Below are 15,258 nucleotides of genomic sequence, written 5' to 3'. Positions count from 1 at the left end.
GACTCAAGCGGTAGCCGTAGGAAAACGGTTTCGTTATCCGACAGCGTTCACCTTTCGGATGTATTCACGCCACTCATTTCACATCCTGCACTCGTCTCGGGAATTCCATCCACGAACGTCAAGAAATAGGGTGTCGATACGGCGTCCACCGGGAGTACCGGTCCACGACACATCGGGAGCGGACCACGATGTGAGGCCACGAGCCACGGTCGAATCGTGTGACTGAGCGGCACAGAACGGGCGGAACTGCAGTGAACCCCAAATCCCTTAGCCGTGCCACACATACCCCCGGTCAATGGCCAAGTGCGACGTGTGTGGGAAAGACGAAAGCATGCCCTACAACTGTCGGCACTGCGGTGGAACCTACTGTGCCGACCACAGGTTGCCGGAGAATCACTCTTGTAGCGGCCTCCAGGACTGGAACGATCCGAACGGCGTCTTCAATAGCGGATTCGACGATAGCGTGCAAAACGGGGGATCCTCCGGCCGATCGGGGATCAGCGCCAAACTCCCGATCGACACCGGACCCGGCGGGCCGTTGAGTTACTTCCGCGGGAACATGACCTACACGTTCCTCGCACTGATGTGGCTCACGTTCGTTGCCCAGCAGTTGGTTGGGGCGATCTTCGGACTCGGCGTCCACCGGATGGTGTTCGTGTTGACGCCACAGAATCCGGAGTTCGTCTGGACCTGGGTCACCTCCGTCTTCGCCCACGGCAGCCTGATGCACATCGTCTTCAACAGCATCGTGATATTCTTCTTCGGCCCGCTCGTGGAGCGCTACGTCGGTTCGAAGAAGTTCGCGATCCTGTTCGTCGTCAGCGGCGCGCTCGCCGGTCTCAGTCAGGTTGCTATCACTGGATTCCAGGGTGGGATCGCCGGCGTGCTCGGTGCAAGCGGTGCCGCACTCGCGATTATGGGCGTTATCACGGTGTTGAATCCGAGTCTCAAAGTCTACCTCTACTTCATCCTCCCCGTCCCGATCTGGCTGTTGACCGCTGGCACGGCACTCATCAGCGTCATCTTCATCGGAACGGGCGGCGGCGGCAACGTCGCGCACATGGCTCACCTCGTCGGCCTCGTCGTTGGCCTCGGCTACGGCGAGTACGTCAAACGAACACAGAACGTTCGCGCACCGAACCAGTTTCAACTCGGCGGCGGCCCCGGTGGACCCGGCGGCCCTGGTGGTCCTGGCGGTCCCGGTGGACGCCGACGGTTCTAAGTCGGAATCGACGACCGGACTCGAGGCCACCCATCAACCCGGACACTGATTTTCCTCTCCTCCCTACGACCGCTAACCCATGACCACGTCTCACGATCCACGCCCTGATCTCGCCCCACAGGCCGACCTCTCCCGCGAAGAGATGGAATCGCTCCAGCGGGAGATCGCCGACGCCGCGATATTCGAAGACTCCCTCGAGTTCGAGTCGGACGCTCTCTCGAGCCCGCTCGAGGCGGCCGCGGCGGGTGCGGAGACGCCGATCGTCGCCGGCGTCGACCAGTCGTTTCTCCTCGATTCCGAGCCCGAACGCGCCCTGAGCGCGGTCGTCGCCATGCGCGGCGGCGAGGTGATCGAGCGCGTCCACGCCGTGACGCCACTCGAGATCCCCTACGTGCCGGGTCTGCTCGCGTTCCGGGAAGGTGGGCCGATCCTCGCAGCGCTCGAGGAGCTCTCCGTCGACCCCGACTGCTACCTGTTCGACGGGAGCGGGCGTATCCACTTTCGCCAGGCTGGGATCGCAACCCACGTCGGCGTCGTCCTCGACGCACCGAGCGTCGGCGTTGCGAAGAGCTTGCTGTGTGGCAAGCCCCGCGAGGACCTCGAGAATCGCCAGCCCGGCGTACGCGTTCCCATCGAAGCGAACGGGCGAGTCGACGCTCTGGAGGGGACGGTGCTCGGCTACGCGGTCCAGACGAGACAGTACGACTCGCCGAATCGGTCGATCAACCCGCTGTACGTCAGCCCCGGCCACCGGGTGAGCGCCGAGACGGCCGCGGACGTCGCTTTCGACCTCGCGACGTCGTACAAACTCCCGGAGCCGATTCGGCTGGCGGACGCCTACGCTGACGAGGCCAAACGCGAACGTAGACGGACGTGAGATCGACGACCACACCCCGATTATCGGCCGACCTCGAGTCGGTGGTGGCCACCGCTGGTATCCCGTCGAAGGCCGGGAGTCACGTTCGCCGTCGGCTCGCCGGTTCCGTTTTCACGTCAGAGAGCGCACACGGTCGTATCTCGCCTCGAGCCGTGGTCATCCACACATGGATGCGAACGGCCACGCCCCGGGTCACTCCTCGTCGCCGAGTCGATCGACGAGTTCCTGCGTTCGAAGCGCGTCGAGTTCCGTCCAGTACAGTGTGCCCTCGTACTCGACGAGCCACTCGCCGGTGGACTCGTCCTCGTAGATCGGCTCCGTCTCGAGCAGTCGCTCGCCGACGCCGATGAACGCCTCGTCGTCCCGACCGACGACCGCAAGACCGTCCTCGACGGCTTCCTCGACGAATTCCCGCTCGTCACCGGTGAGCGAATCGAGCACGACCGATCGCTCGCGCAACTCGGCACCGTAGGCCGTCGCCGTCGCGATCTCTTCGAGGTCGTACCGATATGTCGAGAGTATCCGCTCGTCCTCGCGGGTCCGGATACCGACCGGTTCGCCGTCGACGTCGATCACCTCGTACTCCGGTTCCGGGACGAGCGCCGACTCTTCGAGTTCCTCCTCGTCGTGGTAGTACTCGACGTCCATACCGAACGCGCGATCGTCGCCTCCCTCGAAGTGGTCGATGCGTTCCGGTAAGCTCTCCAGGGCGGATCGGTCGATCGGTGGCAACTCCTCGAACGCGATTTCGGGCTCGCCGACGTCGTCGGTTCCGATCGTCGCGGTGACGACGTACCCCGCCTCCGTTCGCTCGCCGACGACCTCCCAGGACACCTCGTAGACGACTCCGTCGAACTTGACTGGCCGATCCGGTCGGAAAGGGACGCGTTCCCCTTCCACGTCCGCCTCGCCCCGATCGCGTGCCTCCTCGAGCAGCGAGGCCGTCTCCGGTTCACGGCTCGAATCGACCGCGCGGGTCGCTTCGGTGGCGATCTGTTCGTCCGTCTCGACGGCAGTCATCCGTAACGCACCGCCGGGTTCGACACACCCTGCGAGGACGGCACCGAGGCCGATCGCACTCGAGGCGAGAAACGCCCGTCTGGAAGACAGTTGTCTGGAGGGCATCGTTCGTTTGTCAGACCTGTCGGTCAAATGAATTACGGTAGTGACCCGAGGATAGTGGTCTTCGACATCCGACGTCGCGCATCTCGCCGGCGTTCGCGCTTTTAACACCGCTCAACTCGTAGGCACGCCTATGACTGCAACGCGGACGGACGATCGAGGGCGCGACCCGGTATTTCGGTTCGAGTACGATCCCGCGACGATCAGGTTCGGCTCCGGCTGCGTCGACGACCTCGAGGACGAACTCGAGCGCCAGGGTCTCGAGCGCGCGCTGGTCGTCTGTGGCTCGACGGTCGGTACCACGCCGGACGTCATCGATCCCGTCAGGAGCGGGCTCGGCGATCGGCTGGCTGGCGTCTTCGACGAGACGACCCCCGAAAAGCGCCTCGAGACGGCGGTCGACGGCCTCGAGCGAGCCGAGCGAGCGGACGTCGACGTCCTCGTGAGCCTCGGCGGGGGAAGTAGCCTCGACGTCGCGAAGGTGGTGAGCACGCTCGCGGCGCTCGATCGGCCGCGGGAGGCGGTAGCCGGGGCGTTCGCCGAGACGGGGACGATTCCGGTTCCCGACGAGGGACTGCTCCCGATCGTGGCCGTCCCGACGACGCTTGCGGGTGCAGACCTCTCACAGGTCGCTGGCGTGACGGCCGCGCCCGACTCCGGCCTCGTCGACGAGGAGGTCAGCGGCGGCATCTCCGGCCCGGCACTGATGCCCGTCGCGGCCGTCTACGATCCGGAACTCGTCGCGACGACGCCCGAACCGATCCTCGCGGGCTCGGCGATGAACGGCTTCGACAAGGGTCTCGAGACGTTGTACGCGAGCAACGCCACGCCCGTGACCGACGCGACCGCATCTCGTGGATTGCGCTCGCTGGTCGACGGCCTCCGCGCGTTCGGCGAGGGCGAGCGCGATTCGTCGACGTTCGAGACGATCGTCGAAGGGACCGTCCTCGTCCAGTACGGCATCTCGAGACCCGGCGAGACGACGCTCTCGATCGTCCACGCGTTCGGCCACGGTCTGACGCGGACGTACGACGTTCAGCAGGGGGCCGCCCACGCCGTCGTCGTTCCCCACGTTCTCGAGTACCTCCTCGGGGCGGAGGGCGCAGACGTTCGGCCGACCGTCCTGGCGGACGCCCTCGGCGTCGGTGACGCGGCCGATCCGGACGACGCGATCGTCGAGACTGTTGAGGACGTTCGCGACGCGCTGTCGCTCCCCGACCGACTCCGCGATGTCGACGGCCCCAGCCCCGACGAGTTCCCTGCCGTCGCCGAGAACATTCTCGACGATTCGTTCATGGCCAACGCGCCGCCGGGGCTCGACCCCTCGCAGGAGGAGATCGTGGGCGTTCTCGAGGACGCCTGGTAACGGAGCGAGGCGACTCGACGGTGGGTTCGCTTCCCGGAACGACCGTTCGTCCGGTCTGCAATGATTGATACGGATTGCTGTCCCTGCGTACCGCCGCGCCCGGGACCCGTTCTCCGGGAGCGGCGGTACTGACGTACAGTAAACCGTATGAGTACCGGTCGATCGCCGATCACTCTGCGATCGATCGGGACAGACGCATAGCTGCCCGTATCAGTCTTCGACTTCGAGTTCGTCCGGATCGACCGACCCCTCGAGAACGCGCTCGCCGAGGTCGGTGATGTCGTACAGGCCCGGGGCGTGTTTTCGGAGCAGTCCGCGTTTCGCGAGTTCGCGACATCGGTAGGCTGCATCGGGACCGCGACAGATGTCGGCCTCCTCGATGTGCGTTGGCGAGAAGACGTCGTCGGACTGCATCTCCTCGAGGATGTACTCGTCCGGTGGTGCCATCCAGTCGTCGGTGTCCTCGGACATGTGCCTGATTTCTCGTTCGCTTCGGAGACGAATGTGTGCTTCGGTCCGGCCACCGGCTCCGGTCACGAGGGGTTTTGATGGCTGATTTTCTCGGCGACTGTTCCGGGAACCGGAGTGCCACAGTCATTGCACTTCCACGTCGGAGCGGTCGTTCCCGGCTCCTTTCGGAGATCCTGTTTGAACTGCAACACGGCGCCACAGACACAGGTGTGACTCGAGCGAGCCATACGTGAGGGGAACGCGTCGTCGTCGATAAATCGACCGCCGGCTATCTCGGCGTGAGATCGCGGTGGCTCCTCGAGTCACGCGGCCGGAGACGAAATGCGAGTAGAACGGACGAAGGCGACAGATTACGCGCCGTCCTCGAGCAATCCGAGCTCCGTCGCGATCAGGTCGGCGATGTGGTCTGCGACGTCCGGGTCGACTTCGGCGACCCCCTCGCCGTCGTGGAGCTGGTCGTTGTGCCGTTCGATCGCGTCGGCGAGATCTGTCAGCGGGACGCGCGAGGTGGTCTCACATTCGGGACAGACGATCGGAACGCGTGGGTTTCCGCTCTCGGCGTCGGAAGTCATCGTCCTCGAATGCTCGGGGTCCGATCAGTAAAAGCGTACGTGATTCGCTCGAGATCACCACCGCCGGCTCGCGACGGCGGCGACCGTCAGCACGAGGAGTGCGACGAGGACGCCGAATCCGGGCGTTCTGTCGCTTCCGTCACCGGAGTCGTCCGCTTCGGTGTCATCTCCCTCGCTCGTCCGGTCGTCCGAGTCGACCGAGTCGCGGTCGTCGACGTCGGTTATCGTATCGTCCGCATCGTCGCCGTGCTCGCCGCCGTCGTCCGCGGGCGACTCGAGATCCTGGCCGTCGAGTTGTAACACGACGACTGCCTGCCCGTGTGAGCCGTCGGGGTGGTATGTCCAGCCGCCAGCCTCCTCGTACGGTTGTGCTGCCGTCAGCGGATCGACGTCCGTCTCCCAGGAATCGTGGGCCTGCTGGACGTAGCCGACGACCTCGATTCGATCGGCGTCCTCGCCCTCGAGTTCGATCTCGCCGTACTCGACCGTCTCGTCCTCCGGCAGGCCGTGCCACTCGAAACAGTGCGAGTCGAGGTAGCCATCGCCCTGTGGCAGGTCGGGGTCGGTGCCGAACTGGTCGGCATCGAGCGGCCGGTCGTAGTTCTCCGTCAGCGGGTACTCCACGACGAACGGGTCAGCGTGGCTGTGCCACTCGAGTTCCTCGCCGGTGTCGATCGTCGCCGTCACGTCCGGGACCGACTCGCCGACGACGGGTTCGCCGGCTTCGTTGAGGAGCGTGACGCAGAGTTTTCCGGAGCCGTCTCCGAGATACGGCACCCGATACTCGTCGCGGGGATTGGTGTAGCTGATCCAGCTACCGTCTTCAGCGGCCGCTTCGAAGTACGGATCGCCGGGTTCGGGCACCGGCTCCTCGTGCCCCTGCTCGGAAACGGGAGTATCGTTCGTCGACTGGGCGACCGGGGCGGGCGTTCCTGGCGAAGCGGCGACACCGGCAACGGCGCTGCTCGCGACGAGCACCCCGAGTACGACCGCACCGATCGAAACGACCAATCTCGTGTCTCGACTCTCGCGCATGGTCACCTCACGAGCGGCCGCGTGCTGGATCGGCCTCGTGGTCTCGGTTCGGCGGCGTGTGCTTTCGGTTCATTGTCTGGTGCTCGCGGGTCGGCGGTCCGCCGACGCTCGACCGTATCGATCGGCCGCCTGGGTCCGTCGTCACCATCGTTCGAGGGCCGTGATTGTCGTGGATGAAGACCAATCATTCAGCTGAAGTTCCGAGTCCGTGGTTCTAAATATGCTCCGCCTAGTCGCAGGTACGGAGGGCCTTCGACCGGTTTTGCCGACCGCGGGACGAACCGCCTGCGGGATCACCCCGAACCGACTTCCGACTCGAGGCTGTACGACGCTCGATGCGCTCTCGATTCACCGCTGGAGCGGGGCCGCCAACCGACGACGAACGACAGGGCGAGACGACCGAACCGGGGTCTCGAGACACGTCCCTGCGACGACTGGTCGCACTCGCGGTCGGTCTCGTCGCCGTCGGATACCTCGTCGTCCGATATCTCGACCGGGCCGACGACACCTCCGTGGAGAACGCACGCGACCTGGCACCGTCGCTCGAGGCGGTTCGCGATCGAACGTCGAACGCGGTTCCGGGTGAGTTCCAGCAGATTCCCATTGGAGAGTCGGACGAACCCGACGCGTCGGACGAGGACGCCGACGAGCTCTCCGCTGACGAGACATCCGCCGCCGACGTCATCGACGACGCGGAGACGAACGTGGACGTGACGGACGAGCAACGGTCGCCCGAAGAGATCGAGGAGCGAGCGCGCGAGGAACGAGCCGAACCCGGTGAGATGGCAATCGACGACGACGTGGCCGACGTGATCGACGGGGAGGGATCGGACGACGAAACCGAAGAGGAGGAGTGAGCTATAGTAACAACTGAAACGATTTACACATCGCTCGCAGCCATCACCCGGAGACCGACCCGATTGGGCGGTCTCCGGGTAGATTATCGAGAGCGGGTGTGCAATGACTTTCAGTGGCTACTATAGCGCGACGACGGGCCGGGATCGACGAATAACGTGGCCCTTAACCGGCCGTCTCCCCTACCGTGTCTCGAATGAGCGACGGGGACGTAGCCGCCTTTACGCACCTCGGACCGACGGTTCGTGATGCGCTCTCCGAGCGCGGATTCTCGACGCCGACGCCGCCCCAGCGACTGGCGATTCCACCGCTGTCGGCCGGCCAGAACACGCTCGTGATCGCGCCCACCGGGAGTGGCAAGACCGAGACGGCCATGCTCCCCGTCTTCGACCACCTCGTCGACGGCGAGGGACCGCCCGAGGGGTTCGGCGCGCTCTACGTCACCCCGCTTCGGGCGCTCAACCGCGACATGCTCGAGCGCCTCGAGTGGTGGGGTGAGTACCTAGAGCTCGAGGTCGCGGTTCGCCACGGCGATACGACCCAATACGAGCGAGGGAAGCAGGCCGAAGATCCGCCGGACGTCCTGATCACGACGCCAGAGACGCTGCAGGCGATGCTGACTGGCGAGCGGCTGCGGGAAGGACTTCGGGATGTCTCCCACGTCGTGATCGACGAGGTCCACGAACTCGCGGCGTCGAAACGCGGCGCCCAGCTCGCGGTCGGCGTAGAGCGACTCCGAAATCTGGCGGGGGAGATCCAGCGGATCGGACTCTCGGCGACCGTCGGCGACCCGGCGGAAGTCGGGAACTTCCTCACGGGCGGCCGACCCTGCCAGATACGGGAGATCGACGTCGGGAGCAACGTCGACGTTGCCGTCCGCCAACCGGAGATCACCGAGGAAGACGAGCAACTCGCGGGGCGGCTGATGACCGAACCGGACACCGCGAGTCACGTCCGACTGATCCGCGACCTCGTCGACGAACACGAATCGACACTGATATTCGTCAACACCCGCCAGACTGCCGAGGCGCTCGGCTCCCGCTTTACGGAACTCGCGTTGCCGATCGGCGTTCACCACGGCTCGCTCTCGAAGGAGGCCCGGATCGACGTCGAAGACCGGTTCAAGGCCGGCGACCTGGACGGGTTGCTCTGTACGTCATCGATGGAACTGGGCATCGACGTCGGCCGGGTCGATCACGTAATCCAGTACAAGAGCCCGCGACAGGTTACCCGACTACTCCAGCGGATCGGCCGTGCCGGTCATCGACGCGACGAAGTCTCGAGCGGGACCATCGTCACGACCCGTCCCGACGACACGTTCGAAGCGCTCGCCATCGCGAGACGCGCCCGTGCGGGAGAGGTCGAACAGGCGGCGATTCACGAGGGGAGCCTCGACGTCGTCGCGAACCAGATTCCGGGCATCGTCCAGAGTCGCGGCTCGAGACATGCAAGCGAGGTCTACGAGACGCTCCGCCGCGCATACCCGTTTCGAGATCTCTCGGAGGACCGCTTTCGCGACGTCGTCTCCGAACTCCACCGCAATCGGATCGTCTGGTTCGACGAGGGCGAGAACCGAATCGAGACCAGCGGCAGCACGTGGCAGTACGTCTACGCGAACCTCTCGATGATCCCCGACGAGGAGACCTACGAGGTCCACGACATCGCCTCGAGTACCCAGATCGGGACGCTCGACGAGCGGTTCGTCGTCAACTTCGCCCGACCCGGCGAGGTGTTCGTCCAGCGCGGGGAGATGTGGCGGATCGCCGAGATCGACGACGACGAGGCCAGAGTCAAGGTCAGCCCGATCGAGGACCCTGCCGGCGAGGTCCCGTCGTGGGTCGGCCAGGAGATCCCGGTTCCGGCCGCCGTCGCCGGCGAGGTCGGCGAGATCCGCGGCGTCGCGGCCCCCCAGCTCGAGGCGGGCGCGGACGCGACAGCGGTCGGCCGGGAACTCGCGGGGCGCTACCCGGGCGACGAGTACACGCTCACCGAGGCCTGTGGCCAACTCGAGCGCCAGGTCGACGCCGACGCGCCGATGCCGACGGCCGACCGGCTCGTTCTCGAGCGCCGGGGCCGAACCGTCGTTCTCAACGCCTGCTTTGGCCACATGGCCAACGAGACGATTGGTCGGATCCTCTCGTCGCTGCTGGGTCAGCGCGCCGGTTCGTCGGTCGGTCTCGAGACGGACCCCTACCGAATCGAACTCGAGGTGCCGAGTTCGATCGCCACCAGCGACGTCCTCGAAGTCCTAACCGAGACGGACCCGGATCACGTCGAGGCGATCGTCGAACTCGGGCTCAAGCGCTCGGACGCCCTCGCTTTTCGACTCGCACAGGTCTCGGGAAAGTTCGGCGCGCTCAAACGCTGGCAGGGGTCGGGTCGACTCTCGAACGAACGGCTGCTCTCGGCACTCGAGGACACCCCGATGTACGAGGAGGCGATCCGGGAGGTGTTCCACGAGGACCTGGCGGTCGAGCGAGCGAGTTCGGTCCTCGAGGCGATCCAGTCGGGGGACCTCGAGGTCGTGTGCCACCGCGGACGGACGGCGATCGGACAGGGCGGACGATCGTCGGGTAAGGAGCTGCTGGCCCCCGAGAACGCCGACGCGAGCGTCATCGAGACGGTCCGGGAGCGGATTCAGAACGACCGGATTATTCTGCTCTGTACCCACTGCACGGAGTGGAAGTCCAGGACGAAGGTAAAACGCGTCCGGGACCAGCCGGAGTGTCCCGAGTGCGGATCGACTCGGATCGCGGCGCTGAACCCGTGGGCCGACGAGGTCGTCGACGCCGTTCGCGCCCAGAAGAAAGACGACGAACAGGAGCGGATGACCGAGCGTGCGTTTCGGAGCGCAAGTCTCGTCCAGAGTCACGGCAAACGCGCCGTGATCGCGATGGCCGCCCGCGGCGTCGGCCCGCACAACGCGGCCCAGATCATCAACAGACACCGAGAGGACGAATCCGAGTTCTACCGGGACGTCCTCTCAAAGGAGCGTGAATACGCGCGAACGCAGTCGTTTTGGGACTGACGGGTACCGACCGGCTCGAATTCGGAACGACCGTTACGTCCTGAAGAAGTGACGCATGTTTGATAGTAGTGTCGGGGGCGCTGGAGGACGAGTTTCACCACCCCGTTTCGCCCCCAGTATCCCCGCAGTTACGTTTCTTCCGGGGTGTGGAGTGGCGAAATACGCTGATAAGGATAGGAGTCTGATACGATCTGCAAGAAGAATTATTAGACGGACCTGTGTCACTTCTCGATACGTATGTCGTCGTACACCGTTCTCCTCGCCGAAGACAGCGATTTCATCACACAGCACGTCAGCCAGACCCTCGAGTCGGAACACGGCTTCGAGATCGAAACGGTAACCTCGGCGAGTGAGACTCGAGACACCCTCGCGGAGTCGGGCTTCGACTGCGTCGTTTCGACGTACGAACTCCCGGACGAGACCGGGATCGAACTCGCCGAATCGATCAACGGTGACGGCGACGAGGTCCCGTTCGTGCTCTTTACCGGAAATCCGCTCGAGCCACTCGCCGAGGAGGCCCTCGAGGCCGGGGTTTCCGCGTTCGTCAGTAAGAGCAGCGGCGCGACGGGCGGGATGGACGTCTTCGCAAACCGGATTCGACTCGCGATCGCCGCCGGAGAGTGACGCCGTCAGATCGCGGCGGGCACCTGCTCGTGGCGATCGCACACCATCCGTAACGGCCATACGAGTCGCGTCCGTCTACTCCGACATGAACCTCGCGCCGGGGGCCTGGAAGTACGCGGCCGTTCCCCTGCTCGCCGCGCCGTTCGCACTCGTCATCAGCGTCACGGCGAGCGTCGTCGCGCTGGCCCTCGGCGTCGCCACGCTCGCGTTCTTTCGCGACCCCGAGCGAACGCCGCCACCGACGGGCGTCGTCTCGCCAGCCGACGGCACAGTCTCGGTCATACGGGAGGAAGGCGACCGGGTTCGCCTCGGCGTCTTCATGAACGTCTGGCACGTCCACGTCGTCCGCGCCCCGGTCGCCGCCCGCGTCGTGGACGTCGAACACGTCTCCGGCGCACACCGACCCGCCTTCTCGAAGGAGTCCGATCGAAACGAGCGGGTCCACGCTCGCCTCGAGACGGACTCGCCGAACCTTCCCTCGGCGGACACCTCTGAAACCGATGCCGAGGTGACCCTCATCGCCGGCGCGTTCGCGCGTCGGATCCACCCCTATGTCGAGTCCGGCGAGGATCTCGAGCGGGGCCAGCGGATCGGCCACATCGCCTTCGGGAGTCGAGTCGATCTCCTGTTCCCACCGACGGTCGACGTAGCGGACGTCGCCGTCGAACCGGGCGACTCGACGACGGCCGGAGAGACGGTGGTTCTCGACGCCGGTTCGGTCGAGCGTGGCGACCTCGAGATCGACGTCTCGCCACCCGATGACGACGACCCCGCCACGGGGTAACCGCCCGCGACGTCTGGAGGTGATCCATGCCCCCAAGAGAACGAGTGTCTCCTGGGACGAAAGAGCGGAGGGGGCCAATCCGCATCTCCTGCTAGTGGCGAAATCTAAATCGGAAACGCGGACTCACACCACACCGGGAACCCGCTATCCGTCGACGTGCTCGCGGGCCGCCTCGAGGTGTCGGCGCTCGACGACGACCTCGCCCGCCTTCGCGTTGGCTTCGTCGGGATCGTACTCGGTCGCGACCTCGCGGATCGCCTTCATCGAGGCGTCGCGGACGAGCGCCTCGAGGTCTGCGCCGGTATACCCCTCGAGTTCAGCCGCGAGGCCGTCGATATCGACGTCGTCGCTCAGTGGTTTGCCGCGGGTGTGGACCTCGAGGATCTTCTCGCGGGCCTCCCGGTCGGGCTCGCCGACCAGCACGTGCGTATCGAGCCGCCCGGGCCGAAGCAGGGCGGGATCGATCTGATCCTTGCGGTTGCTCGCCGCGAGAACGACGAGATTCGGATTCTCGCGCATGCCGTCGAGTTCGGTCAGAAGTTGGGAAACGACGCGTTCGGTTACCTCGTGGCTCTCGCCGCGAGCCGCCGTGATCGCGTCGATCTCGTCGAAGAAGACGATCGATGGCGCGGCCTGCCGAGCCCGTTCGAACACCTCACGGATCGCCTTTTCGGACTCACCGACGTACCGGTCGACGATCTCGGGGCCGTCTACCCGGACGAAGTTGACGTCGGTCTCGCCGGCGAGCGCCCGCGCGAGCAGCGTCTTCCCGGTTCCCGGTGGGCCGTACAACAGGACGCCCGAGGGAGGGTCAGTGTTCGTCTCCTCGAACAGTCTGTCGTACGTAAGCGGCCACTCGACGGATTCTCGGAGGACCTGTTTGGCGTCCTCGAGGCCGCCGACGTCCGAAAAGTCGGTGTTCGGTGACTCGGCGACGTACTCGCGCATCGCGGAGGGTTCGACCGATGCCAGCGCCTCGTCGAAGTGACGTTTCGTCACGGCGGGGTCGCGGTTCCACGACGCCCGCTCGTCGGCGTCGGTCGGTCGATCCCGAATGGCGGCCATCGCGGCCTCGCTCGCGACAGCGTCGAGATCTGCACCGACAAAGCCATGTGTTCGACGAGCGATCGCGTCGACGCTGACGGCGTCGGACAGCGGCATGCCGCGGGTGTGGACCTCGAGGATCTCCCTGCGGCCCTCCGCGTCGGGGACGCCGATCTGGATCTCGCGGTCGAAGCGGCCGCCACGGCGCAGCGCCTGATCGAGCGAGTCGACGCGGTTGGTTGCCCCGATGACGATCACCTCCTCGCGGGCGTCGAGTCCGTCCATCAGTGTCAGCAGTTGACCGACGATCCGGTTCTCGGCATCCCCGTCGTCGTCGCGCTCGCCGGCGATGGAGTCGATCTCGTCGAAGAAGATGATCGTCGGCGCGTTCGCCTCGGCGGCCTCGAAGACCTCCCGCAGGCGCTCTTCGCTCTCGCCTTTGTACTTCGACATGATCTCCGGGCCCGAGATCGTCACGAAGTTCGCGTCGACCTCGTTGGCGACCGCACGGGCGATCAGCGTCTTCCCGGTGCCCGGCGGGCCGTACAACAGGACGCCCGATGGCGGTTCGACGCCCAGCCGCTGGAACAGTTCGGGCTCGGACAGCGGCAGTTCGATCATCTCCCGGACGAGTTCGAGTTCCTCGTCTAAGCCACCGATATCCTCGTACGTCACGCCGGAACTCGGCTCGGATTCGAACCCGTCTCTGGACGCCGACGAAACCCGGGACGTCGAGGAGCCGTCTGATTCACCGCCTCGAGTGCTCGTGACGAGGTCGTCGGCCGGCTCGCCGCTCTGATCGACGACGCGAACCGTCGTCGCGCTGGTGATCCGAACGTCGCCGTCGGGATCGGTGTCGACGACGCGAAACGGCTCCTGGCCGACGCCCTCGAGTCGGATCTGTTCGCCGACGCTGACCGGCCGGTTGCGCAGCTTCTTCGTCGCCTCGCGCGCGGTAAGCGCTTCCTCGGAGAGCGTCGCCGGGGCGGCGAGCGTGACGCGTTCGGCCTCCCGGATGGTCGATTTATCTTTCGTGCGGACGGTGACCGTATCGCCGACGTGGACGCCGGCGTTCGCGCGGGTGTCCGCGTCGATCTGGACGACGTTCTCGGGGACGGCGGAGTCCGCGGGCCAGAGCTTCGCGACGGTCGTCGACTCGCCCTCGATGACGACGGTGTCGCCGCTCAACACGCCGAGCTGTCTCCGTGCGATCTCCGGAATTCGGGCGACGCCACGTCCCGCATCCCGCTTTTCGGCGGCGCGAACCGACAGCGAAACGCCGTCTGAATCCGACCCACTCATACCGGGTTCTTTCCGGCCAGTCGCCTTGAGAATTACCCTCCGCGGACGGGCGTCGGATTAGCCACCCCCTCAGCCCGCTCGTGCCTCGTCGCCAGGTTGACCCCGCACACCGAATCCGCACCCTTTTGTCCGATCCCTGGCAACGAGTACCCAATGGAGGGTGACGCGTGGCGACCGGACCCCACGTCCCCGGTCGGGTTCGTCGAAAGCGATTTCGAGAACGACCTCGAGCCGAGCGACCTCGAGGCCGCTGGAACGAGCGTCGTCTCCGGCCCGCCCGCGGAGGTTCTCGAGGCCGATCCCTCGACGATCGTCGCCGTCGGTGACTCGGCAGTCGCCGCGGTCGCCGACGCCAAGCCCGACGTTCCGGTATTGCCGGTCTGCGACGTCCCCGGGATCGCCGCCGTCGATCCCAACGACGTCGTGGGCGCGCTCGAATCGGTCTTCCGCGGCGACGGACACCTCCGGACGAATCCGGTACTCGTCGTCGAGACTCCGAGCGGGAACAGCGAACGTGCGCTGTTCGACGTCGCGCTCGTCACCGCTGAACCGGCACAGATCTCGGAGTATAGCGTCTCGAGCCGCGAGGAGTCGGTCGCCCAGTTTCGTGCCGATGGCGTCGTCGCCGCAACGCCTGCGGGGAGTCACGGCTACGCCGAGACGATCGACGGCCCACTGCTCTCCACGGCAGTCGAGGGCGTCGTCGTCGTTCCGATCGCACCGTTTGTCACGCAGACGTGTCGATGGGTCCTTCCGAACGACGGGGTGGCGCTGTCGGTCGAACGGGATCAACCTCCGGTCGTCCTCTGTGTCGACGACCGCACGGTCGAACGGATCTCGGCGGGTGAACGAGTCTCGATCACCGCTGACGGAACGCTCTCGACCGTCGTCATTCCGGAGTCAACAGACGAGCGAGGCTGATCGCGGGAGGCGAAAACGAATCGTCGGATCGCATT

14 protein-coding genes are annotated in these 15,258 nt (G+C 65.7%); 8 read left to right on the top strand and 6 right to left on the bottom strand.

Annotated elements, in window-relative coordinates; genetic code table 11:
• Positions 1 to 295 precede the first annotated feature (295 nt).
• Complete coding sequence (locus GRS80_RS05685) at positions 296 to 1,222, top strand: rhomboid family intramembrane serine protease (protein ID WP_160046717.1); 927 nt, start codon at positions 296 to 298, stop codon at positions 1,220 to 1,222.
• A gap of 79 nt (positions 1,223 to 1,301) precedes the next feature.
• Positions 1,302 to 2,099, top strand: coding sequence for an endonuclease V (locus tag GRS80_RS05680; RefSeq protein WP_160046716.1), 798 nt, complete (start codon positions 1,302 to 1,304; stop codon positions 2,097 to 2,099).
• A gap of 192 nt (positions 2,100 to 2,291) precedes the next feature.
• Here the strand turns inward: GRS80_RS05680 and GRS80_RS05675 are convergent, their stop codons facing one another.
• Positions 2,292 to 3,224: a hypothetical protein gene (locus GRS80_RS05675; protein ID WP_160046715.1), complete on the bottom strand. Its 933-nt coding sequence runs from the start codon at positions 3,222 to 3,224 to the stop codon at positions 2,292 to 2,294.
• A gap of 130 nt (positions 3,225 to 3,354) precedes the next feature.
• Here GRS80_RS05675 and GRS80_RS05670 point away from each other — a divergent pair, with 130 nt between their 5' ends.
• Entirely contained in the window at positions 3,355 to 4,587 is a 1,233-nt protein-coding gene (locus GRS80_RS05670; protein ID WP_160046714.1) for an iron-containing alcohol dehydrogenase family protein, read from the top strand.
• Positions 4,588 to 4,797: 210 nt separating this feature from the next.
• Here the strand turns inward: GRS80_RS05670 and GRS80_RS05665 are convergent, their stop codons facing one another.
• The 4 genes from GRS80_RS05665 to GRS80_RS05655 form a co-directional block, all read right to left on the bottom strand.
• Positions 4,798 to 5,058 (bottom strand): hypothetical protein, encoded by a 261-nt coding sequence (locus tag GRS80_RS05665; RefSeq protein WP_160046713.1) that lies wholly within the window; start codon positions 5,056 to 5,058, stop codon positions 4,798 to 4,800.
• Between the two features lie 62 nt (positions 5,059 to 5,120).
• Complete coding sequence (locus GRS80_RS20625) at positions 5,121 to 5,285, bottom strand: DUF2252 domain-containing protein (RefSeq protein ID WP_235019653.1); 165 nt, start codon at positions 5,283 to 5,285, stop codon at positions 5,121 to 5,123.
• Positions 5,286 to 5,408: 123 nt separating this feature from the next.
• Complete coding sequence (locus tag GRS80_RS05660; protein ID WP_160046712.1) at positions 5,409 to 5,630, bottom strand: hypothetical protein; 222 nt, start codon at positions 5,628 to 5,630, stop codon at positions 5,409 to 5,411.
• A 54-nt stretch (positions 5,631 to 5,684) separates the two neighbouring features.
• Positions 5,685 to 6,665, bottom strand: a complete 981-nt coding sequence (locus tag GRS80_RS05655; protein WP_160046711.1) for a PGF-CTERM sorting domain-containing protein — start codon at positions 6,663 to 6,665, stop codon at positions 5,685 to 5,687.
• 335 nt (positions 6,666 to 7,000) lie between these two features.
• Here GRS80_RS05655 and GRS80_RS05650 point away from each other — a divergent pair, with 335 nt between their 5' ends.
• The 4 genes from GRS80_RS05650 (at position 7,001) to GRS80_RS05635 (ending at position 11,956) form a co-directional block, all read left to right on the top strand.
• Entirely contained in the window at positions 7,001 to 7,522 is a 522-nt protein-coding gene (locus tag GRS80_RS05650; protein WP_160046710.1) for a hypothetical protein, read from the top strand.
• Positions 7,523 to 7,716: 194 nt separating this feature from the next.
• The gene (locus tag GRS80_RS05645) at positions 7,717 to 10,548 is read left to right on the top strand and encodes a DEAD/DEAH box helicase (RefSeq protein ID WP_160046709.1); all 2,832 of its coding nucleotides are present in this window, start codon (positions 7,717 to 7,719) and stop codon (positions 10,546 to 10,548) included.
• A gap of 237 nt (positions 10,549 to 10,785) precedes the next feature.
• Positions 10,786 to 11,172 carry a response regulator gene (locus tag GRS80_RS05640; protein ID WP_160046708.1) on the top strand — a complete coding sequence of 129 codons (387 nt, stop codon included), beginning with the start codon at positions 10,786 to 10,788 and terminating at the stop codon, positions 11,170 to 11,172.
• A gap of 85 nt (positions 11,173 to 11,257) precedes the next feature.
• Positions 11,258 to 11,956, top strand: a complete 699-nt coding sequence (locus tag GRS80_RS05635) for a protein sorting system archaetidylserine decarboxylase (RefSeq protein WP_160046707.1) — start codon at positions 11,258 to 11,260, stop codon at positions 11,954 to 11,956.
• A gap of 144 nt (positions 11,957 to 12,100) precedes the next feature.
• Here GRS80_RS05635 and GRS80_RS05630 read toward each other — a convergent pair whose 3' ends face one another.
• The gene (locus GRS80_RS05630; protein ID WP_160046706.1) at positions 12,101 to 14,302 is read right to left on the bottom strand and encodes an AAA family ATPase; all 2,202 of its coding nucleotides are present in this window, start codon (positions 14,300 to 14,302) and stop codon (positions 12,101 to 12,103) included.
• Positions 14,303 to 14,455: 153 nt separating this feature from the next.
• Here GRS80_RS05630 and GRS80_RS05625 point away from each other — a divergent pair, with 153 nt between their 5' ends.
• The gene (locus GRS80_RS05625; RefSeq protein WP_160046705.1) at positions 14,456 to 15,223 is read left to right on the top strand and encodes an NAD(+)/NADH kinase; all 768 of its coding nucleotides are present in this window, start codon (positions 14,456 to 14,458) and stop codon (positions 15,221 to 15,223) included.
• The last annotated feature ends 35 nt before the right edge of the window (positions 15,224 to 15,258 follow it).

The organism is Natrialba sp. INN-245, from assembly GCF_009807105.1.
Classification (GTDB): Archaea; Halobacteriota; Halobacteria; order Halobacteriales; family Natrialbaceae; genus Natrarchaeobius; species Natrarchaeobius swarupiae.
This window is presented reverse-complemented; position numbering and strand designations above follow the sequence as displayed.

Coding starts and splice junctions, on each gene's coding strand:
- GRS80_RS05685 (WP_160046717.1), top strand. CDS start 296: ATGGCCAAGTGCGACGTGTGTGGGAAAGACGAAAGCATGCCCTACAAC.
- GRS80_RS05680 (WP_160046716.1), top strand. CDS start 1,302: ATGACCACGTCTCACGATCCACGCCCTGATCTCGCCCCACAGGCCGAC.
- GRS80_RS05675 (WP_160046715.1), bottom strand. CDS start 3,224: ATGCCCTCCAGACAACTGTCTTCCAGACGGGCGTTTCTCGCCTCGAGT.
- GRS80_RS05670 (WP_160046714.1), top strand. CDS start 3,355: ATGACTGCAACGCGGACGGACGATCGAGGGCGCGACCCGGTATTTCGG.
- GRS80_RS05665 (WP_160046713.1), bottom strand. CDS start 5,058: ATGTCCGAGGACACCGACGACTGGATGGCACCACCGGACGAGTACATC.
- GRS80_RS20625 (WP_235019653.1), bottom strand. CDS start 5,285: ATGGCTCGCTCGAGTCACACCTGTGTCTGTGGCGCCGTGTTGCAGTTC.
- GRS80_RS05660 (WP_160046712.1), bottom strand. CDS start 5,630: ATGACTTCCGACGCCGAGAGCGGAAACCCACGCGTTCCGATCGTCTGT.
- GRS80_RS05655 (WP_160046711.1), bottom strand. CDS start 6,665: ATGCGCGAGAGTCGAGACACGAGATTGGTCGTTTCGATCGGTGCGGTC.
- GRS80_RS05650 (WP_160046710.1), top strand. CDS start 7,001: ATGCGCTCTCGATTCACCGCTGGAGCGGGGCCGCCAACCGACGACGAA.
- GRS80_RS05645 (WP_160046709.1), top strand. CDS start 7,717: ATGAGCGACGGGGACGTAGCCGCCTTTACGCACCTCGGACCGACGGTT.
- GRS80_RS05640 (WP_160046708.1), top strand. CDS start 10,786: ATGTCGTCGTACACCGTTCTCCTCGCCGAAGACAGCGATTTCATCACA.
- GRS80_RS05635 (WP_160046707.1), top strand. CDS start 11,258: ATGAACCTCGCGCCGGGGGCCTGGAAGTACGCGGCCGTTCCCCTGCTC.
- GRS80_RS05630 (WP_160046706.1), bottom strand. CDS start 14,302: ATGAGTGGGTCGGATTCAGACGGCGTTTCGCTGTCGGTTCGCGCCGCC.
- GRS80_RS05625 (WP_160046705.1), top strand. CDS start 14,456: ATGGAGGGTGACGCGTGGCGACCGGACCCCACGTCCCCGGTCGGGTTC.